At 59.9% G+C, this 17,532-nt stretch carries 19 protein-coding genes and 1 pseudogene; 9 read left to right on the top strand and 11 right to left on the bottom strand.

Annotation, left to right across the window (positions count from 1 at the left end; all coding sequences use genetic code 11):
• Window positions 1-250: 250 nt before the first annotated feature.
• The 4 genes from BRPE64_RS24405 (at window position 251) to BRPE64_RS24390 (ending at window position 3,354) form a co-directional block, all read left to right on the top strand.
• On the top strand, window positions 251-976 hold the full coding sequence (locus BRPE64_RS24405) for a haloacid dehalogenase type II (protein WP_016347584.1): 726 nt from the start codon (window positions 251-253) through the stop codon (window positions 974-976).
• A 17-nt stretch (window positions 977-993) separates the two neighbouring features.
• Complete coding sequence (locus tag BRPE64_RS24400) at window positions 994-1,719, top strand: haloacid dehalogenase type II (RefSeq protein WP_044042961.1); 726 nt, start codon at window positions 994-996, stop codon at window positions 1,717-1,719.
• Between the two features lie 18 nt (window positions 1,720-1,737).
• Complete coding sequence (locus BRPE64_RS24395; RefSeq protein WP_016347582.1) at window positions 1,738-2,232, top strand: Lrp/AsnC family transcriptional regulator; 495 nt, start codon at window positions 1,738-1,740, stop codon at window positions 2,230-2,232.
• Window positions 2,233-2,334: 102 nt separating this feature from the next.
• Window positions 2,335-3,354 (top strand): alcohol dehydrogenase, encoded by a 1,020-nt coding sequence (locus BRPE64_RS24390; protein ID WP_044042959.1) that lies wholly within the window; start codon window positions 2,335-2,337, stop codon window positions 3,352-3,354.
• Between the two features lie 16 nt (window positions 3,355-3,370).
• Here the strand turns inward: BRPE64_RS24390 and BRPE64_RS24385 are convergent, their stop codons facing one another.
• From BRPE64_RS24385 to BRPE64_RS24375, 3 genes are all read right to left on the bottom strand, one after another.
• Window positions 3,371-3,907 carry a YbaK/EbsC family protein gene (locus BRPE64_RS24385; RefSeq protein WP_016347580.1) on the bottom strand — a complete coding sequence of 179 codons (537 nt, stop codon included), beginning with the start codon at window positions 3,905-3,907 and terminating at the stop codon, window positions 3,371-3,373.
• A 99-nt stretch (window positions 3,908-4,006) separates the two neighbouring features.
• Entirely contained in the window at window positions 4,007-4,576 is a 570-nt protein-coding gene (locus BRPE64_RS24380) for a hypothetical protein (protein WP_144063511.1), read from the bottom strand.
• 166 nt (window positions 4,577-4,742) lie between these two features.
• The gene (locus BRPE64_RS24375; protein WP_016347577.1) at window positions 4,743-5,123 is read right to left on the bottom strand and encodes an NUDIX hydrolase; all 381 of its coding nucleotides are present in this window, start codon (window positions 5,121-5,123) and stop codon (window positions 4,743-4,745) included.
• Window positions 5,124-5,634: 511 nt separating this feature from the next.
• Here BRPE64_RS24375 and BRPE64_RS24370 point away from each other — a divergent pair.
• Both BRPE64_RS24370 and BRPE64_RS24365 read left to right on the top strand, forming a co-directional pair.
• Window positions 5,635-6,126 carry an SLATT domain-containing protein gene (locus BRPE64_RS24370; protein ID WP_016347575.1) on the top strand — a complete coding sequence of 164 codons (492 nt, stop codon included), beginning with the start codon at window positions 5,635-5,637 and terminating at the stop codon, window positions 6,124-6,126.
• Between the two features lie 144 nt (window positions 6,127-6,270).
• Window positions 6,271-7,011 carry a YukJ family protein gene (locus tag BRPE64_RS24365; protein WP_016347574.1) on the top strand — a complete coding sequence of 247 codons (741 nt, stop codon included), beginning with the start codon at window positions 6,271-6,273 and terminating at the stop codon, window positions 7,009-7,011.
• 28 nt (window positions 7,012-7,039) lie between these two features.
• On the opposite strand, the gene BRPE64_RS24360 is transcribed toward BRPE64_RS24365, so the two are convergent.
• Window positions 7,040-7,987 carry a PLP-dependent cysteine synthase family protein gene (locus BRPE64_RS24360; protein ID WP_044042958.1) on the bottom strand — a complete coding sequence of 316 codons (948 nt, stop codon included), beginning with the start codon at window positions 7,985-7,987 and terminating at the stop codon, window positions 7,040-7,042.
• A 121-nt stretch (window positions 7,988-8,108) separates the two neighbouring features.
• Between BRPE64_RS24360 and BRPE64_RS24355 the strand changes: the two genes are divergently transcribed.
• Window positions 8,109-8,354 carry a type 1 glutamine amidotransferase family protein gene (locus tag BRPE64_RS24355; RefSeq protein ID WP_044042956.1) on the top strand — a complete coding sequence of 82 codons (246 nt, stop codon included), beginning with the start codon at window positions 8,109-8,111 and terminating at the stop codon, window positions 8,352-8,354.
• A gap of 254 nt (window positions 8,355-8,608) precedes the next feature.
• On the opposite strand, the gene BRPE64_RS32450 is transcribed toward BRPE64_RS24355, so the two are convergent.
• On the bottom strand, window positions 8,609-9,631 hold the full coding sequence (locus tag BRPE64_RS32450) for a hypothetical protein (protein ID WP_408608267.1): 1,023 nt from the start codon (window positions 9,629-9,631) through the stop codon (window positions 8,609-8,611).
• Between the two features lie 233 nt (window positions 9,632-9,864).
• Between BRPE64_RS32450 and BRPE64_RS33315 the strand changes: the two genes are divergently transcribed.
• On the top strand, window positions 9,865-10,041 hold the full coding sequence (locus BRPE64_RS33315; RefSeq protein WP_016347570.1) for a hypothetical protein: 177 nt from the start codon (window positions 9,865-9,867) through the stop codon (window positions 10,039-10,041).
• Between the two features lie 50 nt (window positions 10,042-10,091).
• Here the strand turns inward: BRPE64_RS33315 and BRPE64_RS24350 are convergent, their stop codons facing one another.
• The 4 genes and pseudogenes from BRPE64_RS24350 to BRPE64_RS24335 form a co-directional block, all read right to left on the bottom strand.
• Window positions 10,092-10,979, bottom strand: a complete 888-nt coding sequence (locus BRPE64_RS24350; protein ID WP_016347569.1) for a hypothetical protein — start codon at window positions 10,977-10,979, stop codon at window positions 10,092-10,094.
• A complete protein-coding gene (locus BRPE64_RS33805) occupies window positions 10,969-12,804 on the bottom strand; it encodes a DUF2345 domain-containing protein (protein WP_144063510.1) in 1,836 nt (611 codons plus the stop codon). Before BRPE64_RS33805 ends, BRPE64_RS24350 begins: the two co-directional genes overlap by 11 nt.
• Window positions 12,805-12,830: 26 nt before the next feature.
• Window positions 12,831-13,598: pseudogene (locus tag BRPE64_RS33555) on the bottom strand (contractile injection system protein, VgrG/Pvc8 family); the annotation flags it as partial.
• Window positions 13,599-13,602: 4 nt separating this feature from the next.
• Window positions 13,603-13,863, bottom strand: coding sequence for a PAAR domain-containing protein (locus BRPE64_RS24335; RefSeq protein WP_016347566.1), 261 nt, complete (start codon window positions 13,861-13,863; stop codon window positions 13,603-13,605).
• Window positions 13,864-14,289: 426 nt separating this feature from the next.
• Between BRPE64_RS24335 and BRPE64_RS24330 the strand changes: the two genes are divergently transcribed.
• Window positions 14,290-15,252 (top strand): GlxA family transcriptional regulator, encoded by a 963-nt coding sequence (locus tag BRPE64_RS24330; protein WP_044042952.1) that lies wholly within the window; start codon window positions 14,290-14,292, stop codon window positions 15,250-15,252.
• 26 nt (window positions 15,253-15,278) lie between these two features.
• On the opposite strand, the gene BRPE64_RS24325 is transcribed toward BRPE64_RS24330, so the two are convergent.
• Both BRPE64_RS24325 and BRPE64_RS24320 read right to left on the bottom strand, forming a co-directional pair.
• A complete protein-coding gene (locus BRPE64_RS24325; RefSeq protein WP_144063535.1) occupies window positions 15,279-16,496 on the bottom strand; it encodes an MFS transporter in 1,218 nt (405 codons plus the stop codon).
• Window positions 16,497-16,550: 54 nt separating this feature from the next.
• The gene (locus BRPE64_RS24320; RefSeq protein ID WP_016347562.1) at window positions 16,551-17,507 is read right to left on the bottom strand and encodes an N-carbamoyl-D-amino-acid hydrolase; all 957 of its coding nucleotides are present in this window, start codon (window positions 17,505-17,507) and stop codon (window positions 16,551-16,553) included.
• Window positions 17,508-17,532 lie beyond the last annotated feature (25 nt).

The following is a 17,532-nucleotide window of genomic DNA, read 5'->3' as shown; positions in this document are numbered from 1 at the left end:
TATAAGTGGTTCAAAGGAATACCAATGTAGTTGATGTGCGAGGCATCGACAAGCAGATTAGAAATTAGGACGCTCGTGCGGGTGGTCCGGTCCGTTAAGGCGGGCACGGCGCTTTTGCGTGGCGGCAGAATCTGCTGCCGCCGCGCGCGCGAACCGCACAAGCTGTCGATATGAACGTGAACATCGGTCCTGAATGCCGGGGCGTCTCACTAGACTAGGAACTCCTTCTCGCCAACCGACAGGAGCGACCATGAAACTCACCGACTTCAACACGCTGACCTTCGACTGCTACGGCACGCTGATCGACTGGGAGACCGGCATCTTCGAGGGGCTGCGTCCGCTGCTCGAACGCGTCGAACCGGCGCTCACGCGCGATCAGGTGCTGGAGGCGCATGCGCGTCACGAGTCGTCGCAGCAAATCTACACGCCGGGCAAGCGTTATCAGGATCTGCTGCCGATCGTGTACAAGCGTCTTGCCGAGGAATGGGGCGTGCCGCATACGCTCGATGAGTGCATTGCGTATGGCCGCTCGATTCGCAACTGGCCGGCCTTCGCGGATTCGGCGAACGCGCTGCACTATCTGAAGCAACACTTCAAACTCGTGATCCTGTCGAATGTCGATAACGAGAGCTTTGCGTACAGCAATGCCAAACTGGAAGTCGAATTCGATGCGATCATCACGGCAGAAGATGTCGGCTCGTACAAGCCGTCGCCGCGCAATTTCGACTATATGATCGAGAAGCTGGGCGCGCGCGGCATCGGCAAGAATAAGATTCTGCATACCGCCGAGAGCCTGTTCCACGATCACAAGCCCGCGAACGAATTCGGCCTCGCGTCGTGCTGGATTTTCCGGCGTCACGGCAAGGAAGGTTTCGGCGCGACGATGAATCCGGGCGCGCAGCCGAACATCGACTTCCGCTTCAACAGCATGGCGGACTTCGCGCAGGCGCATCGGGACGCGCTCGCGAAGCAATAGGCCACGAGGAGACAAGCGTGCGGTTGACCGAGTTCAAGGCACTGACCTTCGATTGCTACGGCACGTTGATCGACTGGGAAGCGGGCATCGCTGCGGGGTTGTCGGCGCTGGCGGCGCGTCTTCCCACGCCGCTCACGCGCGACCAGATTCTCGAAGCGCACGCGCGCCACGAGTCGGATCAGCAAAGGCTCACGCCCGACATGCCGTATGACCGGCTGTTGCAGGTCGTCTACGAGCGGCTGGCGCAAGAGTGGGGCGTGGCGTGCACGCGGGACGAAGCGCTCGCCTACGGGAAGTCCGTCGGCGACTGGCCCGCGTTCCCCGATTCCGCGAGCACGCTGCAATATCTGAAGAAGTATTTCAAGCTCGTGATCGTCTCCAATGTCGACAACGCGAGCTTCCGCGCGAGCAACGAAAAGCTGGGCGTGGCGTTCGATGCCATTGTCACGGCGGAAGATGTGGGGTCGTACAAACCGTCGCGCCGCAACTTCGAGTATCTGTTCGACGTGCTGTCATCGCTTGGCATCGGCAAGGAGGAGACGCTGCATATCGCCGACAGCAATTATCATGATCTCCAGCCTGCGGCGGAATTCGGCCTGCGTTGCTGCTGGATTTTCCGGCGCTTCGAGCAGCGCGGCTTCGGTGCGACCGTGGGGACGCGCGCGGAGCCATCCGTCGATTTCAAGTTCACGAGCATGGCGCAACTCGTCAAGGCGCATCACGACGAACTGGCCCATGGATAGCGCGAAACTCGCCATGTCATGAGCAACCGACAGAAACTGGACCGCATCGACATCAGGATCCTCGCCGAGCTGCAGAAGAACGGCAACATGACGAACGCGAATCTCGCGAGTGTCGTCGGGCTTTCGGCGAGCCCTTGTCTGCAACGCGTGAAGCGCCTCGAAGCGGCGGGCATTATCTCGGGCTACGGCGCGCATCTCAATCTCGCCAGGCTGACGAGCACGGTCACGGTATTCACCGAGATCATGCTGCACGATCACCGGCGCGAAGACTTCGTGCGCTTCGAGGCGAATCTGCGCGACTTCGAGGAAATCACCGAGTGCCATCTCGTGAGCGGCGGCTACGACTATCTGCTCAAGTCGATCGTGAAGGACATCGGGCACTATCAGGAAGTGATCGAGAAGCTCGTCGATCGCAATATCGGCATCGAGAAGTACTTCAGTTATATCGTGATCCGCACGCCGTTCGTCAAGCACGCGGTGCCGCTGGAGTCGCTGCTGTCCGACGAACGATGAGCGCGGCGGACTCAACCCTAAGAAGAATCGATGTGGGCATCGCGGCTTTGTAATCCCATCGTCGGCATCCTATTCTGGAACTCTTCGACAGGAGCAAGCGACATGGCAAAGATGAAGGCAGTGCAGGTGGCGGAAGCGAACGGCCCGCTCGAACTCGTCGAGCGCGATGTGCCGGAACCGCCCGAAGGTCACGTGCTGATCAAGGTGCAGGCGTGCGGCATCTGTCATAGCGATTCGCTCACGAAGGAAGGCCAGTGGCCCGGATTGCAGTTTCCGCGCGTGCCGGGGCATGAGATCGCGGGCGTGATCGAGAAGCTCGGCGCGGGCGTGGAGGAATGGCAGCAGGGGCAGCGCGTCGGCGTGGGCTGGCACGGCGGGCATTGCGGACACTGCGAGCATTGCCGTCACGGCGACTTCGTTCTTTGCAAGACTGCCCTCATTCCCGGCATCAGCTATGACGGCGGCTACGCGGACTACATGGTGGCGCCGCAGGAAGCGCTCGCGCGCATGCCCGACGATCTCTCCGATGTCGACGCCGCGCCGCTGCTCTGCGCGGGCATCACGACGTTCAACGCGCTGCGCAACAGCGGCGCGCGGGCGGGCGACGTGGTGGCGATCCTCGGTATCGGCGGACTCGGGCATCTGGGCGTGCAGTTCGCGCGCAAGATGGGTTTCGTCACCGTGGCGATCGCGCGCGGACAGGACAAGGCGCCGCTCGCGAAGCAACTCGGCGCGCATCATTACATCGACAGCGAAGCGCAGGACGTCGCCGAAACATTGCAGGCGCTGGGCGGCGCGCGCGTGATCCTGGCGACGGCCACGAGCGGCCGGGCGATGAACGCGACCATCGGCGGGCTCGGCCTGAACGGCAAGCTGATCATGGTCGGCATTTCGCAGGAGCCTGTCGAGGTGCCGATCACGCAATTCATCATGCGCCGCAATTCGGTGCAGGGCTGGCCCTCGGGCACGGCAGCGGATTCGCAGGAAACGCTCGCGTTCAGCGCGCTGTCGGGCGTGAAGCCGATGATCGAGGAATATCCGCTGTCGCGCGCCGCCGAAGCCTACGACCGCATGATGAGCGGCCGTGCGCGCTTCAGGGTCGTGCTCACGCCGGGCAAGTGACCGGTGACGCGCGGCTTCACGTCGCGAGTGCGGCGACGCTCACGTTCGGCAAGGCCAGCAAGCGTTGCGGCGACAGCAGCAACTTCGCCTCGCGAATGCCCGCGCCCATCACGATGCGCTCGCGTTCCATGACCGAAGCCTCGACGATCACGCTCCACGAATCGGGCACGCCGAACGCGGTGATGCCGCCGTATTCCATGCCCGACAGTTCCGTCGCGATCTCGCGCGAGGCGAACGAGATGCGCTGCGCGCCGAGGTGACGTTTGGCCGCGCCGTTCACGTCGAGCCGCTTCGAGCCGAGCGTGACGATGGCGGCGTACTGCTCGCCGCCATCCTTCTTGTAGCGCACGACGATGGTGTTCGCGCAGTCTTCGAGGTCGATGCCGTAGCGCGCGCTGCATGCGGCGGTGTCGGAGGCGTCGTCGGGGACGCGGAACACGACGATATCCGTGCCCGTCACGGTGCCAAGCACGGCGGGCGGCAGGCTTGCCGAGACGTCGTCGGCGGACATGAGGTCGAGATTGAGTGCGTAGTCTTCTTGAGGCGTATTCATGAACGTTCGAAAGAAAGCCGTCAGGCGCGCGCCTGAAACGCAAAAAAGTCTCAGAGTAACCGAAACGGCGCGCGGGCAAACGGCGTCATCGAACGTGCATCACCATGGTGCGATATAGCGCGTGCCCGCGACGAAAGCACTGCCGTCGAGATTCTGGATGACCGCCGAGGAAGGCGTCGCGACAGGCGCGCGGGGTGCGTTCGTCGCATAAGTCGCATAAGTCGCATACGTCGCGGGCGCCGTCGCGGCCCACGTCGACTGAACCGGCATCGCGCCGCCGACCGGCTCGCCCATGTCGATCGCGATCTGCTCCGGATACTGGAAGGCCGCGCCGCTGCTTCTGTCGATCAGATAGCCGACCAGCCCGCCGATCAGAATATTGCCGAACACCATGCCGTTCACGCCGGACTCGACCTGCGTGCCGCGCGGCGCGTAGCCGGGCGCTTCGCAGCGCACGCGCAGGGCGTCGTCGGCGCGGCGCACTTTGGTGGTGCCGGGCGAGACGACCGTCCACATGCCGCGCGTGTTTCGCAGCACGCACGACTGCCCGGGCGCCGGCTGCGCATGCGATGCGGTCACGACGGTCACCTGTTGCTCGCCGCCATCGATGATGGACGCGCAGCCCGACAGCATCGCGCAAGTCAGGGAAAGAGCGAGAGAAGCTTTCATTTGTATTCTTCTGCTTCTGTGCGCAGAAGCCGGTCGAGTTCGCGCGAAATTTTTTTGAACGCGACGGCCCGAGCACGAAGCTGTCGGGCGCGGGTCGCATGCGTATCCGTATGGATATCGGCGTCTCGACGGGAAACTTTAGGCGCGGGCGGCCGCGCCTCGCGAATTACTTGCCGCGCGTGCCGTTACGCTTTTCGCCAAGAATTTTCATGATGACTTTGGTCGGCGAACTGGTCGTGAGGCGAGCGATTTCATCGACATGAACCCAGCGGCAATGCGCAATCTCGTTGTTCGCGCGGGCTTTCGCGCGTTTCGATACATCGCAGAAAAATACGTGATGGTGTTTCTGCGTGCCGCGATAGTGAAAGAGGTATTTCGCCGACTTGCCCGAGAGGCGCGTCTCTTCCTTGAGCTCGCGAAGCGCGGCATTCGACAGGTCTTCGCCACGCTTGAGAATTCCGCCGGGCAATGCCCATTTCGATTCGTTTCTCGCAACCAGCAGAATGCGCTTGCCGCGCCGGCAGATGACAGTGGCTCGTTTCCTCAAGTTCGCTCCCGATATATTTTTTCTCGTGCGATCGTTCGCAGAACATGTCGCGATCAGTGGCGAGTAGTGTACCGAAGGCGAATTTCGTTGTGGAGCACGTCGCGTAGAAAAGACGAAGCCCCGACCGAAAACAATCAGCCGGGGCCGGCCCGTGCAACTTTTGTCATTGCTCTTGCTATTGCTGCTGCTGTTGCTATTGCGACTGCCGTTACTGCATTGAGCCTGCATCGGATAGAGACCCACTTCTTGTTGCTCGCCGCTACTTCGATACGTGCTGCTGCCGGTTAAAGGTTTGAAGGTGAGCCGGAGCGTTCAGTGAGTATCGGTTCGCTTTGCCTGACGCGTTGATCTGCGCCATGGAAAACAGTGTATGGCGTCATCGTCCGATTCAATTGGCCGAGGAAAGGCGAGTTTGTCATTCTGTCCGGTGAATTCGGCGTCGTGCGCAATCGAGACATGTTTTGTCCGCACCCGGACGCATGCTGAGGCCTGATCAAACAGTGCTTACGACATGACCGTTTCTTTACAGCAAACGTATGAGCCGCCCGAAGACATGCGATCGTTGATGCTGAACTGGATCAGACGCGCCCGCGAATCGCAGCTTCGGCATTACTCGATGGCGGACCGCCTGACCGCGCACGGCAGGCGGCTCGGGCTCGCCGTCATCGCCATCACGACGGCGACGGGCACTTCGGCGTTTCTCTCGCTCGTGGCGACGGCCGTGTCGCCGCAGATGCGCGTCGTTATCGGATTGACGAGTATCGGCGCTGCGGTGCTCGCGTCGCTGCAGACGTTCCTGCGCTATGGCGAGCGCGCCGAGTTGCATCGGCGGGCGGGCGCGCAATATGGCGCGGTGCGCAGGCGCCTCGAAGCGATCCACGCCGACGATACCGCCGCGCGTGTCCCATGCAGCATGCGCGAACTCGATTGCGTGCGCGACGAGCTGGATCAGATCGCGCAGAACGCGCCGCATTTGCCGCGCCGGTCTATGACGCCGCCGTGACAGGATGCGCGTGATCGCGTTCAGACCCTCGCGTGGCCTTTCATCGGGCATACGCGCGAAGAGAACTGGAACGCCGCCGGGCGCGACGCATCCAAACCAGGATCACCATTCGTAGCAATTTGGTAGCAATTTCGGAGCAGTGTTATGGCACGCAACGAATATGTCGTCTTCAAAGGCCGGGTCACGCTCGGCGTCCCTTTTCTCGACGGTTACAAGGGCGACCCGCACTATGTGATCGTCAGCGAGGACGCGAGTGGCCGGGAGTTTCGCATCGTCACGAACGTGAAGTCGGATAGCTCGCTGACGGGGCCGGCGGGCTATCTCGTGCTGTATGCGTTGAATCAGGATTTCACGCATCCGCTCACCGCTGATCTCGGCAAGCTCGCACCCGGCGTCTCGACATCGAATTTTCCGAGGCTCGATTACGTGCACGAGGACGGCCTCGTCGACCTGAGCAGCATGCGTCCGATCCCGCTCGATATCGCAAGCGAACACAACGACATCAACGCGCTGCTCAACGGCATGCTGCAACTCGACATGTCCGGCGACGGCGTGCCCTATGTCTACTCGACGCCCGCCTACAGCGACCACCGCCGCGGCTGGAAGCCCGCGAAGGACGTGACGGTGTACGGCTTCGGTTTCCTGTTCGAGCCGGCGCACGACGGCCTGCACGAAACGCACATGAATCAGGGCAACCCGAAGCCTGAGCAGGGCAGCAAGGTGAGGGACCACTCGAACGAAAACGGCGTCGCGCAGGACGGCGCGGTCATCGTGGAAGTGGATGGCCGCTTTCAGGCGCTGTTCGTCGCGTTCCAGACGCAACTCGTGCCGACCGACGATCGCGGCTGGCCGATTCCGGGCAAGTCGCATCCGATTCTCGAATGACGCTTGCGCGCGAGCCCGGACGAATCACTTACGACGCCGCATCCAGAGTCTGCGAGAACGACTTCAGATACTTCATGCCCGTATCGCACATGATGGTGACGACGGTTGCGCGCGGTCCGAGCCGTTCGGCGAGACGCAGCGCCGCCGTGACGTTCGCCCCGGTCGACGTGCCGCAGAACAGGCCTTCCTCGGCCGCGAGCCGGAAGGCCATCGCGCGGGCTTCGTCGGTCGATACGCGCTCGATTTCATCGGCGATGCGCTCGTGCCAGAGCGGCACGACATAGCCCGCGCCGATACCGTCGATCTTATGCGCGCCGCTCGGTCCGCCCGACAGCACCGCCGATTCCGCCGGTTCCACGCCGACGATGCGCACGCGTTCGTCGTGCTCGCGCAACGTCGCCGAAATGCCGCGTAGCGACGCCGCCGTGCCGACGCTCTGCACGAAGCCGTCGATGCGCCCGCCCGTCTGCGTCCAGATTTCCTCGGCCATTTTCGTGTAGGCGTCGAGCTGATCCGTGTTCTCCATCTGCGCGGTGATGTACGCGCCGGTTTCATCGGCGATGCGGTGCGCCTCGCGGATCATGTCGCGCGTCAGCTTCTCGGTCTGCTTGCCGTTTTCGCTCGGGACGATCGTCAGCTTCGCGCCGAGCAGGCGCATGTGATCGAGCTTTTCCTTCGAGAACGCATCCGAACTGACGAGGTGCAGCGGATGCTTTTTCACCGCGCACACGAGCGCCAGCGAGACGCCGGTGCTGCCGCCTGTATATTCGACCACCGCGCCGCCGGGCTTGAGCCGCCCGTCGCGTTCGGGCGCTTCGATCATCGCGAGCGCCATGCGGTCTTTCATGCTGCCGGTCGGATTCTGACTTTCCAGTTTGATGAAGATGCGGGCGCCATTGGACGGCACGACGTGACGCAACGCCAGCAGCGAAGTGTTGCCGATGGTGTCGAGTACGGATTGCGGATTGGAGTTCATGTGCGTGCGCTCGTGGATGGATTGCTCGCAGTCTAGACGCGCCGCCGGACGAGGGATATAGTCGCAAATGACATTATTGGCATCATTTACGACATTCACTCAACGTCCTTCGATCAACGACATGCGCCTCTCCATCTTCGCACTCGACGGCGTGTTCGATACCGGCCTGACCGCGCTGCTGGACACGTTCGCCACGGCGAACGAACTGGCGGCGCTTCAGGGTTTCGATGCCGCGCCCGTCGAAGTGAATCTCGTCGGCGTGCGGCGGCGCGTGCGCACGGCGCTCGGCTTTTCCGCGATGGTGGAGCCGCTCAGCGCAGTGCGTCAGCCGGACTGGGTGGTCGTGCCGGCGCGTCATGCCAATTGACGATGTAAAGACCGCCCGTCTGTGACGTTGCATCTGACTTCCGACTTTACGGTTCGGGCGGCGGTTGGCTATAGCTGGATGCAGAAAGACAAGGAATGCCGCCCTGCGATTCATCGCCCTGCAGCACTGAACCGAGCGGTTAGAGGTCCGCGTATCAGGTAGCAAGCTAACCGTTTTGCAGGCTACGCAATGGCACCATGCGCGCTCCCGCTAAATCCTCCTGATCTGTGGAGCAGAGCCAGAAGTAGCTTGCATCAACCGCGTAAGGGCCGTCTGCTTTGACCGTTTGCACGTTGTTTACGGGCCGTGGGGTAGCATTCGCCTGTTTTCATCAGTTCAACGTCGAGCGCGCCGTTAGGTCCCCATGCTTCCCAATAGCCCGCTTCCGGGCAAATCATGCCTGTGCATAGGCCTATGTAGCCGTATTTCTGCCGCTTGGCGTCGTTGCGCTGCTGGAGTTCTGCGGGCGTAAGATATTTTCGATGAACTTCAAGCGACCTAATATTTTGTGTGGTTTCCAGTGCTGATCCTACTTGCTCGGGAAGTCGCCTGTAATCGAAACTTGCAAGTACGTCGAATTCTGAATCGTTCGGCAAGGGTAAGCGGTAATTTAAAAGCACGTCATCGGGATCACCGAGTCCAGGGATATTAAAATTAAAATAACGTAATTGCTCCACTCGCACGCCATCGATTAATTCGCCAACCTTTGTTCGATTAAGACCGAGCGCATCTTTAAGTTCGTCTCGGTCGATATTGACTCGAACATTGGCCTCTAGTCTGACCTCGAGCATCCTGCTATCTCTTTGATTTTTTGCATTTTCATTTTTTAAATTCCATTTAAAAGCAACGCCATAATCACCTTTGTCAAAGAGGTACGTTTTTTCATCGTAATTAGGTAGTTCGATTAACTCAGGGTTACCGTAACGCGCCTCAACGTCTTCCAAGGTGATCTTTCCCGCGACCCATAGCGTCCCGAGCTTTGCAAGGTTGATCAATCGGTCGCGATTTTCGGGTGACAGGTCGTGTTGAATGATTCGATAAGTCGGCTTGTTATTCTCCGCGTTGAACGGCTCCGCTTCCAGTGTTGCCCGCGTTGGTGGCGGCGATGCTTGCGCGCAAGTGATAGGCGAATGCGTGAGCGCGGCTACACCGATTATCAGACATATCGGCAGGTGCTTCGCCGGATATCCAATACTCTCCCGCATTTTCGCCGCAGTAGAACGCTTCGTTCTCCCGAGGCATTCCCGTATAGCCGTCATTCTAGTCCCATACACCATGCTTTCCACATCAATTTGCGTCCTCCTGCTCCGACATTGCTTAAAACCTCTGTGGCTTGCTCAAGCGCTGCTTGATACTCTTCTGACAATTCCGCGTCTGTTGTCGCGATAGGGACTGGATACCATTTTGCCGTTCTTGACGCGTTAAATTCTACGAACCTATGCGCTGAACTTTTCAGGCGTTGCGTTGTTCGATGACTTGCTGGCTTATAAGTTGTAGCGGGGATGTAGCGATGCGTACTTATCTATTGATCGTCTTTTCGTGCGTGCTAAACGCCTGCACCTTCGTGAACATCGAAGGCGATCACAACTCAATCAGCGATACAGGCGGGCATGGCGGCGGCGTGCAACTGCCTGAGCGCACGACCGACACCAATCCCGTTCAGCGTCTCATTCAACCGCAACACTAACCCGCAGCACTCAACAGAGCGGTTACGGGTCCACATATCGCGCTCGTAATCTAACCGTTTTGCGCTCTACGCAACGGCACCATGCGCGCTCCCGCTAAATCCTCCTGCTCTGTGGAGCAGAGCCAGAAGTAACGCGCATCAACCGCGTAAGGGCCGCCTGCTTTGACCGTTTGCAGGGAGCTACGGGCCGTGGGGTAGCGGTCGCCTGCTTTCATCAGTTCGACGTCGAGCGGGCCGTTAGCCCCCCATGCTTCCCAGTAGCCCGCTTCCGGGCAAGTCATGCCTGTGCATAGGCCCATATAGCCGAATTTCTGGCGCTTGGCGTCGTTGCGCTGCTGGAGTTCTTGAGGCGTAAGATAACTTCGGTAAACTTCAAGATACCGAATATTTTGGGTGGTTTCGAGTGTTGATCCTGCTTGCTCGGGAAGTTGCTTGTAATCGAAACGTGCGCGCACGTCAAATTCTGAAGTATCCGGCAATGGCAAGAGATAATTTAAATGAACGGTATTAGGATCGCCCAATCCCGGTATTGCGCCAAAATAGCGCACTTGTTCTACCCGAACGCCGTCGATCAATTCGCCGATCTTTGTTCGATTAAGACCGAGCGCATCTTTAAGTTCGTCTCGATCGATATTGACTCGGACATTGAACTCTAAGTTGATTCTAAACGTCCTACTATCCGCGTGCTTTGCTTTCTCGTTTTTCAGATTCCATTTAAAGACAGCGCCATAGTCACGCATGTCGAAGAGGTACGTTTTTTCATCGTCGTTGAGTGGGCCGATTAATTCGGGTTTTCCGTAACGCGCCTCAACGTCTTCCAAGTTGATTTTTCCCGCGACCCATTGCAACCCGAGTGTTGCAAGGGCGATCAATCGGGTACGACTTTCGGGCAACATGTCGTGTTGAATGATTTGAGCGGTCGGCTTGTTATTCTCCACGTCGAACGGCTCCGCTTCCAGTGTTGCCCGTGCTGGTGCCAGCGATGCTTGCGCGCGAGTTATAGGCGAATGCGTAATTGCGGCTACACCGATTATCAGACATATCGGCAGGTGCTTCGCCGGATTCCCAATACTCTCCCGCATTTTCGCCGCAGTAAAAAGCATCGTTCTCCCAAGGTCTTGCCGTGTAGCCGTCATTTTTAGTCCCATACACCATGCTTTCCACATCAATTTGCGTTCCTCCTGCTCCGACATTGCTTAAAACCTCTGTGGCTTGCTCAAGTGCTGCTTGATACTCTTGCGAAAATTCCGTGTCTGTTGTCGCAATGGGGACCGGATACCATTTTGGCGTTTTCGACGTGTTAAGTTGCTTCCATATACCCAAGTTCCAAACATACATTGCGACCGCCATTTGTTTGATGCCAGCAAGCGCAAGCATATCGTCGGGGATAACTTGCTGCTTGTTAAGTGTAACAACGCCTGAAGCTTTACCGGCAGTCGAGACAATGCCCGGCCACAAGTCAATCTTTGGTGTTTTCGGGAAATTTCCCTTCTGCTGCTGCACCATTGCATAAATCCAGAAATATTGTTGACAGTGGCGCGTTTCGTGGTAAATCGTATCCACGAAATCTTTCAATTCATTTCGTGCGTTGCGTTGACGTTGTGACGCTTCTTCTTTTTCGAAGTCTTGAAAGAGTGGCTTGAATGTGGCTGTGTTTATTGAGAGCGCCCATATTGAGTTGTCGAACACCCCTTGCGCGTCTCCGGTCAGCTTATCATTGGTGACGATGACGACAGGCATCGCTTCGCTTGGAAGCGCGAAAGGGCCTGAATCGGTGGAAGTCAGCGCCTTCGACACTACATTTTGAATTCGGTTTGATAGCTCTCCGATTGCGCCATTGCTCAATGAAAGCCGCCTGGCCACTGTCTTTCCACCGTTCGGCATAGTCAACGTTTCATTGCTCCAAACTGGGGTAATGGTCAGCGTCGGCGTGCCCTTGCCAAAGTAGTTATCTCCCCACTGAATTTGTTCGATCAGCACCTCCCCGATATCAAGCGCATATTGCCGCATAACCGGAAAATCGAGGCGTTTGGGGTTTTTCTTGTCCTTCGTGCTGTAACGCATGCCCCAGTTATACGGCTGGCACAGCGCGACATGCTTATCTAATTCAGGTTGGGTTACTTCGTTTCGCTGAAGGTCGCGCCCGATTATCGTGCTGGCGCTCTTTTTCTGGCTAACGATGGACGGCGCTTGTGCTTGTTGGTCCGCTGATCGCGTCAGCATGGCCGGAAGAATGGCAACCGGGTTTTCCGTCCCGTCATCGTGCAGAATCTCAACCGTTGCCGCTTGCACCGATTCAGCCAAGACCAGCGCCATCTCTCCCGCGTCATTGGTGCGGCCTTTAATGACCTGCCCATCTTCCAGCGTGATGCGATAGGGCTGACTCGCAATCAGCCAACCTGAGCGGTTATCGACCAGCACGAACGACTCCGCAATCTTCGCCTCCTTGATATCCGTCATCGGCAGTTTGACCGGTTTTTCCTGTGGCGCGTCAGTCGCGTGACTTGCCGCATGAATCAGGAAGTCGCCGTTCGTAAAGCCGAGCACGCCTTGCGGACTGATTTCTAACAAAGTCCCGCCGCCGTGCAGGCGTATTCCCTTCGCGGCGGTCAGATTGAGCCAGCCGTCCTGGCTGATGATGTCGCCGTCTTTGTGCGAGATGATTTGCACGCTATCGCTCTGCGCCTCGATGCGAATTTTTCCCGCCGCCGCAGTGAGCGCGATTCCCGCCTTTTGCACGAACAACGCAATGGTGTTCGCCACACTCGCAAACATCGAGAGTGCCGCTCCTCGTCGATGCGCGCGCCCGTGTGATAGCGCAGCGTTTCATAGGCAACACCATGAGGATGAAAGCCGCTGAGCGAGTCGGAAATCACCAGCGTATGCGAGCGCTTTTGATGCTCGAACCAGAAAAACAGGCCCCATTCTTCCATCAAGCGCAGCGCGAAATTCCAATCGCTTTCCCATGCCTGTCGAATGAAATCGCGCGCCGGATAGTAGCGTTTGCTGCTGTTCGAAGGTCCCCCGATACGCCACTCGATCAATCCGTAATCGCGCAGGAGTTCACTAAGCACCTCCGTTACCGAGACGCCCCTAAAAATGCGGGAATTTTGATTCTGCGAAGCACGCCAGACGGCGGGGCGCAACACGAATTCATAGAGGGGCGCGCGATCCTCGCGGCATAGGATTCTCGCCTCTCTGATGTTGCCGCTCAGGTAGCGGATGTCTGCGCCGATGTTTGCATAGCCCGTTTCGCCTTGCTGGCCGGGGCGAAATGTACCGATCCCATCGACTTGGATTTCTACCGAGCCCTCTTTGTTGAGGAGCTTTCCCAAATCGATCTGTGCTGCATTGGCGGGATTGAGCAAAAGGTCAATGTCTTCGACTTCGGCAAGAACGGAATATTCGAAGAGTTCCCCAACCGCTTCGCGTCCCTGAATGCTGCGAACCGTGAGCAACTGCTCACGGTATTCCTTGCCTTTGTGTCCACGGCTGACCAGTTCGGGCAACGCGTCACAGGCAAACGTGATAGTGCGACTCTTTGCGTTCCAAGCCATACGTTCACGCCTCGCTTCCGATTATGCGTGCGCCGCATGCGGTCATATCGCCGATGCTCGCGACTTTCACGCCTCGATGCTTGCGCGCAGAAGTGGCAATGATGGGATACGTCCCGCCGCACTTGGGGCACTCGGTCAAATGCTTGTCGAGCGCCACAGCGACGCCCCTGTGCGAGAGGTCGGAAGCGGCTTCGATGATCGCGCCGCCGTGGTCTGTCTTGTCGCCCAGGCGTGCGACGTCACGCCCGGAAAGGTTGTCTCTCATCGTTGGGATCTCGAAGGAAAAGAATCAGCGAGGAATGGCGAGCAACGTTCGTGCGGGCAAGTCGGGGGCATCCAGCTATGCGCCCGCTTGTGAACGGTCGTTCCTGCAAGTGGATCGAAGGGCGGAAACGTAAGCTGGTTTCATTTCAGGGTGAATCGGGGAAAACCTTTAGGCCAAAATGTCTGATCGGCGGCAAGCAATATTCGACCACCGCGCCGCCGGACTCGAGCCGCCGTCGCGCTCGTCCGCTTCGATCATCGCGAGCGCCATGCGGTCTTTCATGCTGCCGATCAAATTCTGACTTTCCAGTCAGATGAAGAGATGGATTCCTCGCAGTCTAGACGCACCACCGGACGAGAGATATAGTCGCAAATGACATTAATGGCATCATTTACGACATTCGCTCAACGTCCTTCGATCAACGACATGCGCCTCTCCATCTTCGCACTCGACGGCGTGTTCGACACCGGCCTGACAGCGCTGCTGGACACGTTCGCCACGGCGAACGAACTGGCGGCGCTTCAGGGTTTCGATGCCGCGCCCGTCGAAGTGAATCTCGTCGGCGTGCGGCGGCGCGTGCGCACGGCGCTCGGCTTTTCCGCGATGGTGAAGCCGCTCAGCGCGGTGCGTCAGCCGGACTGGGTGGTCGTGCCGGCGCTCAACGCGAAGTTGCCGGAGCCGCTGATCGCCGCGCTCGGGCGGCGCGACGTGCGCGAGGCGATCGAACATCTGCGCGGCTGGCACGGCGAGGGCATCGGCATCGCGGCGGCGTGCACCGGCACGTTCGTGCTCGCGGAGGCGGGCTTGCTGGACCACGGCCACGCCACGACGACCTGGTCGCTCGCGCCGGCTTTCCGTCAGCGCTATCCGGCCGTCGATCTGGACGATTCACGCATGGTGGTGGCGTCGCAGCGCGTCGTGACAGCCGGAGCGGCAATGGGCCATCTCGATCTCGCGCTCTGGCTGCTGCGCCAGGCAAGCCCCGAACTGGCGACGCTCGTCGCGCGCTTTCTGTTGATCGACAAACGCGCGTCGCAGGCGCATTACATCGTGCCGGACTATCTCGCGCATGCCGATCCGCTGATCGCGCGGTTCGACCGCTGGGCGCGCGACAATCTCGCGCGCGGCTTCTCGCTTCAGGATGCGGCGCAGGCGTTGTCGGTCGGTCCGCGCACGCTGCAGCGGCGCACGGAGGCGGTGCTGGGCAAGTCGCCGCTGGCGTTCTTTCAGGATCTGCGCATCGAGCGTGCGCAGCATCTCGTGTCGGCGGGGTGCGATCTGGAAACCATCGCGAGTGAGGTCGGCTATGCCGATTCGGCGACCTTGCGCACGCTGTTGCGCCGCAAGCTCGGCCGTGGCGTGAGGGAGATGCGCGCGGACATGCGCTGAATGGCGTCCGCGCGCACGATCGAGCGTTACTCCAGCTCTACGCCCTTCAGTTCGGGAATGAGCGCGAGCGTCGCGATGACATCGACGATATAGATACACGCCAGCGCCCCGATCGCGATGCCGAACGAGTAATAACTCGCGACCGCGCCGATGGCGAGCGGACCGAAGCCGCCCACCGCGCGCCCGATGCTCCACAGCACGTTCTGCGCGGTGCCGCGCGCATGCGTCGGATAAAGCTCGGCCATCAGCGCGCCGTAACCGCCCATCATGCCGTTGACGAACACGCCGACCACCATGCCGCCAATGAGCAGCGCCTCGGGCGTCGTCATGCGCGAATACACGAACACCATCACGAGCGCGCCCAACTGATACATGACGAACGTGGGCTTGCGGCCGATCCTGTCCGCGAGCTGCCCGAAGATCCAGATGCCGACGAGCATGCCGAGGATCGACGCCGCCGTCCACGTCGCCGACTTCGCGAGCGTGAAGCCGAACGCCTTCGTCAGATAGCCCGGCATCCAGATGATGAGGCCGTAGTAGCCGAAGTTCTGCACCGAACACATGATGATCATGCCGATGCTGCGGCGCGTGGTTTCGCGATCGCGAAAGAGCGTCTTGAGCGGAAACTCGTGGCGCTTCTTCACCGCCTTTTCGATGAAAATCTCCGACTCGCCGATCGCCTTGCGAATCACGAACGACAGCACCGCGGGCGCGAGACCGACCAAAAACATGCCGCGCCAGCCAATGTGCGGCAGCAAAACCGGCGTGACCAGCGCGGCGATCAGCACGCCGATCTGCCAGCCCATGCCGACATACGACGACACGCGTCCGCGCTTCTCGGCGGGCCACGCTTCGATCGCGAGCGCCATGCCGATGCCGAACTCGCCGCCGAGCCCGAGTCCCGCGACGAAGCGATACGCGAGCAGGTCGTGATACCCCTGCGCGAATGCACACAGGCCGGTGAACACGGCGAACAGCAGGATCGTGTAGGTCAGCACGCGCACGCGGCCGAGATAGTCGCTCAGAATGCCGAAGCCGATGCCGCCCGCGACACCGCCGACGAGCGTCCACGTCACGAGCGAGCCGGCCTGCGCGGAGGTGAGGCCGAGATCCGCCGAGATCAGGCTCAGCATGAAGCCGAGGATCAGCAGATCGAAGCCGTCCATGGCGTAGCCGGAGATCGACGCGATCAGCGCGCGCACGTGCGGCTTGCCGAAGATCGATTTGCCCGATGCGTCGCGCATGGCGTCGGCGCTCGGCTCGAAAGGTTGATTCATGATGGTCTCCTCGTGGACGCGTCAGTTGAGCGCGTCGGGGTCGTGCGGCAGCGGCTCGCCCGCGCCGGTGCGCTCGACGATCAGCCCGTAATGCTCCGGCCGGCGATGCTTCGCGAAGTTGAAGACATGCTCGCGGAAGGTGTCGCCGAGCGCGAGATCGACATTCGCGAAAATCACTTCGTCCTCTTCGCTCACGCTCTGCGCCGCAATTTCGCCGGAAGGCGCGACAATAACCGAGCCGCCGATCATATGGAAGCCGTCTTCGCGGCCGCACTTCGCGGCGGCGGCGATCCACATGGCGTTCTGATACGCGCTCGCCTGCAGCGAGACGAGATGCGTGTGCATGCGCAGATGCACGGGCTCCGGCCAGTGAATATTCTGCGACGGCGTGTTGTAGCCGAGCACGCCCAGTTCCGCGCCCTGCAGCGACATCGCGCGCCAGGTTTCCGGCCAGCGGCGGTCGTTGCAGATGCACATGCCGAGTTTCGCGCCCATCGTCTCGACGACCGGAAAGCCCGAATCGCCGACCGCGAAGAACTTCTTCTCCAGATGCTGGAACGGTGCATCGGGCTTGTGATCCGCGTGGCCCGGCAAGTGCGTCTTGCGATATTTTGCGACGATCTTGCCGCTCTCATCGACGATGATCGACGTGTTGAAGCACTCGCCCTTCGCGGTCAGTTCCGCATAGCCGAGATAGAAGCCGATGCCCGCTTCACGCGCGGCGTCGAAGAGCGGCTGCACGTCGGGGTTCGGCATCGAGCGTTCGAAGAAGCGTTCGATGGCGGCTTCCTCGCTCATCCAGTAGCGCGGAAAAAACGTGGTGAGCGCGAGTTCCGGAAACACGACGAGCTTCGCGCTGCGTGCCTTCGCCTCGTGCAACATGTCGACGAGCCGCCTGACGACGGCGCGGCGGTCGTCGGCGAGATGCACGGGTCCCATTTGCGCGACCGCGAGCGCGATTTTGCGTGACTTGCTCATGACTTCCTCTTTCGTTTGCAGTTTG

It is taken from the genome of Caballeronia insecticola (assembly GCF_000402035.1).
In the GTDB taxonomy this organism is placed as follows: Bacteria; Pseudomonadota; Gammaproteobacteria; order Burkholderiales; family Burkholderiaceae; genus Caballeronia; species Caballeronia insecticola.
This window is presented reverse-complemented; position numbering and strand designations above follow the sequence as displayed.